Raw genomic sequence first — 4,282 nt, 5'->3', positions numbered from 1 at the left:
TGAAAAAAATAACTTGGTCGAACAATATCACCGTGATTGTGGAAAGTGTTAAAGCTTTCCACTTTTTTAACTATTCAAAAAGCTGTATTTCAAATAAAAATAGTCGATTTCTCGACTTTTAAAGTTCCATTTTTATTTGTTGTTTAATCGTTTATCAATATATTGTATGTAATATATTTTCAAAAATATCTTTATTTTGAAGTTAGATATTAAAATTTAATTGATCTATATTAAAAACAACTTATTTATCTTAAAAGTAGATTCTATAATCATCAAATTTAAAATTTATTTTAATAAATAAACTAAACACTTCTTTATCTTTTTATAGCAACTTCCACGAAATTAAGCTATTATAATCATGATAATAACGGGGGTAATATAGATGAATCAAAAATTAGTTTTTTTAGATATTGATGGTACTATTGTAGCTAATCATCGTGAAATGAGCGAAAAAGTAAAGCAGGCAATTAGATTAGCACAAAAAAACGGACATAAAATTTTTATTTGTACTGGTCGTAATAAAGCAGGAATTAGAGATGAACTAAATCAGGTTCATTTTGATGGTATTATTGCTAGTGCGGGCAGTTATATTGAAATCGATGATCAAATTATTTATCGTAGTTATTTTAGTGATGAACAAGTAAAAAAAGCTAGTGAAGTTTTTAAACAAAATAATGTTTTATATAACTATGAATGTAGTGATGTTACATATATGTCGACGGAAATGATCAAATTATTTTCCGGAATGGAAAATCCATCTAATTCAGAAATGGAACGTTTGATTGCGATGCATAATGAAAAATTTAATGCTAAGGATTTAGATAATTATGATGGTTTAGGAGTTCATAAAATCAGTTTTATTGCTAGAGATAATTTAAGTGTAGAAAAAGCTAAAGATATTTTAGGTCATGATTTTAATTTTATTATTCATGAATTATTTAATAACCAAAATGTAAATGGAGAAATTATTTCTAAAACTGATAATAAAGGAACCGGGATTAAGCGAATCGTTGATTATTTAAATATGAAACTCGAAGATACGATTGGTTTTGGTGATAGTATGAATGATTATGAAATGATTACTACAGTTAATTGTGGAGTAGTGATGGCTAATGGCAGTGATGAATTAAAGAAAGTAGCTGATCGGATCTGTTTAAGTGTTGAACAAGATGGTGTTTATGATGAGTTTATTAAACTGGGATTAATTTAAAAAAAATCAAAATACTAGCACTCAAGACTTGACAGTGCCAGTGAGTTGTATTAGAATATCTTTTAGCACAAAGGAAAGTTGAGTGCTAAAGAATGGAGATGTAAATATGACAGAAAAAAAACAGTTTAAAGCCGAATCAAAAAGATTATTAGATTTAATGATTAACTCTATTTATACACATAAAGAAATCTTTTTAAGAGAATTGATTTCTAATGCCAGTGATGCCAGTGATAAGTTATATTACAAAGCATTAACGGAAAACATTTCATCAATTAATCGTGATGATTTAAAAATTGAATTATTAGTTGATAAAGATAATCGTGTATTAACAGTTAAAGATCATGGTATTGGAATGGATCATGATGAATTAGAAACTCATCTAGGTACGATTGCTAATAGTGGTTCATTTGATTTTAAAAACGAAGTAGAACATGATGATATTGATATTATTGGTCAATTTGGGGTTGGTTTCTATTCAGCTTTCATGGTAGCTAAAAAAGTAGAAGTTATTTCAAAAAAATATGGCAGTGACCAAGGATATACTTGGGTATCTGAAGTAAGTGATGGTTATGAAATTTTTGAAACTGATGTAAATGATCATGGAACAACAATTCGTTTGTATTTAAAAGACAATACTGATGATGAAAATTATGATGAATATTTAGAACAATATCATTTACAATCATTAGTTAAAAAATATTCTGATTATGTTCATTATCCAATTATTATGGATATGACAGTATCTAAGAAAAAAGAAGATAGTGATGAATATGAAGATGTAGTTGAAACTAAAACATTAAATTCAATGGTTCCATTATGGAAAAGAAATAAAAATGAAATTACTGATGAGGATTATAATGAATTCTATAAAGACAAATTTAATGATTTCAATGATCCATTAAAAGTGATTCATAGCCGTGTTGAAGGAACTGTTTCGTATGATTCATTGTTATTTATTCCTTCTAAAGCACCAATGAATTATTATTCAAATGATTATGAAAAAGGATTGCAATTATATTCTAAAGGTGTCTTTATCATGGATAAAGCTAGTGATTTAGTACCTGAACATTTCAGATTTGTTAAAGGATTAGTTGATTCAGAAGATTTATCATTAAATATTTCTCGTGAAATGTTACAACATGATCGTCAGTTAAAAGTAATTGCTGATAAAATTGAAAAGAAAATTCAATCAGAATTAGAAAAAATGTTGAAAAATGATCGTGAAAAATATTTAGAATTCTTTGATAACTTTGGGTTACAATTAAAATTTGGAATCTATAACAGTTATGGTATGTTAAAAGATAAATTACAAGATTTATTACTATATTATTCAAGTAAAGAAGAAAAATATATCACTTTAGCTGAATATGTAGAAAATATGCCAGAAAATCAAAAAGAAATCTATTTTGCTAGTGGTGAAACATTAGATAAGATTGCTACTTTACCACAAGTTGAAGTAGTTAAAGATAAAGGATTTGATGTTTTATACTTAACTGATAATGTTGATGAATTCTGTATTCAAATGATGCGTGATTACAAAGAAAAACCATTCAAGAGCGTTGCTCAAGGTGATTTAGATATCGACAGTGAAGAAGAAAAGAAAGAATTAGAAAAAACTAATGAAGAAAATAAGGATTTATTAACAGCAATCAAAGATTCATTAGGTGAAAAAGTTGTTGATGTTAAAGTATCAGCACGTTTAAAAACGCATCCAGTTTGTTTAGTATCTAGTGAAGGTGTTTCTTTTGAAATGGAAAAAGTTTTAAATCAAATGCCTGATGGACAAGCACAAGGAATTAAAGCCGGAAGAATTCTTGAAATTAATCCAAATCATGATATCTTTAATGCTATTAAAAAAGTATATACAAATAATCCTGATAAAATTAATGATTATGCAAGCATCTTATATGATCAAGCTTTATTAATTGAAGGTTTCTCAATTGATAATCCAGTTGAGTTCTCTAATAAAATTTGTGATTTAATGATTGAATTAAATAAAGATTAAGCTGGAAACACTCCAGCTTTTTTTGTTGTTTATAAATTGTTAAAATATTAAAATTTATCTGCCACATTTAATAGAACATATTTTTTTTATTGTTATTTCTAGTTATGATTAATTTGATATCATTGAATTAATGATACCAAATTGATATTAGGAAAGGAGAAGAATATGAAGAAAGGATTAAAAATACTGTGGTCAATATTAGTATCTTTAACTATAGTCGTTGGAACATGTACAATTCCTGTATTTGCTAGTGACAATATTACTAATATTAATATCGAAGCTACTTATGGACAAACTGAAGCTAGAACGATGTTAAAAATGATAAATGATTGGCGTACAGGTGATGATGCATGGTATTGGAGCGATCAAACTTCAACAAATAAGACATGGTTTAATACTAATAGTTCTAATCAATTGAGCGAGCTTACTTATGACTATGCTTTAGAACAGATTGCAATGATAAGAGCAGTAGAAATTGCTGTTAGTTTTGCTCATACTAGACCAAATGGTGAAGATTGCTATTCAGCAACTTACAAAGGAGTTCGCTCGTATGGTGAAAATATTGCTATTGGTTATACAAGTGCGAGTGCTGTATTTGTAGGATGGCAAGAAACTAATAAAGATTATAGCGGTCAAGGACATCGTCGTAACATGTTGAATAGTAGATTCAATGCAATTGGAATTGGACATGCAGTTGTTAATGGAATCCATTGTTGGGTTCAGGAATTTGGATCTACCAACTCTAATACAGGTTTTATAACAGCTAATGATGCAATAAAACTGGTACCAGTAGAAGTAGCAAATGAATCAATTTTTTCAGCCACTTATGATACTAACATCAGCAGTATTAAAATGGAAATTAACACACAAAAGGAAGTACCAAGTGTTAATATTAAAATTGCTCTTAATGATACTTGGTATTATATTTCACCAGTCAGTGCTTCTATGCAACCTCAATGGGTAAGTGAGAATTCACAAATTGTTTCAATTACAAACGGTATAATAACTGCTCATAAAACTGGAACTACTAAGCTTAAAGCAATAATTGATGGTAAAACAGTTGAAGT

At 27.8% G+C, this 4,282-nt stretch carries 3 protein-coding genes; all 3 read left to right on the top strand.

Going from position 1 to position 4,282, the window contains the following annotated elements:
- Positions 1–382 precede the first annotated feature (382 nt).
- A complete protein-coding gene (locus J7M77_RS07405) occupies positions 383–1,210 on the top strand; it encodes an HAD family hydrolase (RefSeq protein ID WP_296877195.1) in 828 nt (275 codons plus the stop codon).
- Positions 1,211–1,316: 106 nt separating this feature from the next.
- Positions 1,317–3,215: a molecular chaperone HtpG gene (gene htpG / locus J7M77_RS07400; RefSeq protein WP_296877194.1), complete on the top strand. Its 1,899-nt coding sequence runs from the start codon at positions 1,317–1,319 to the stop codon at positions 3,213–3,215.
- Between the two features lie 165 nt (positions 3,216–3,380).
- The coding region (locus J7M77_RS07395; protein WP_296877193.1) for a CAP domain-containing protein at positions 3,381–4,282 on the top strand (902 nt) is incomplete at its 3' end.

The sequence above is a fragment of the Thomasclavelia sp. genome (genome assembly GCF_017889095.1).
Lineage (GTDB): Bacteria > Bacillota_I > Bacilli_A > Erysipelotrichales > Coprobacillaceae > Thomasclavelia.
The sequence above is the reverse complement of the archived record's forward strand: the minus strand, read 5'-3'. Positions and strand labels throughout refer to the sequence as shown.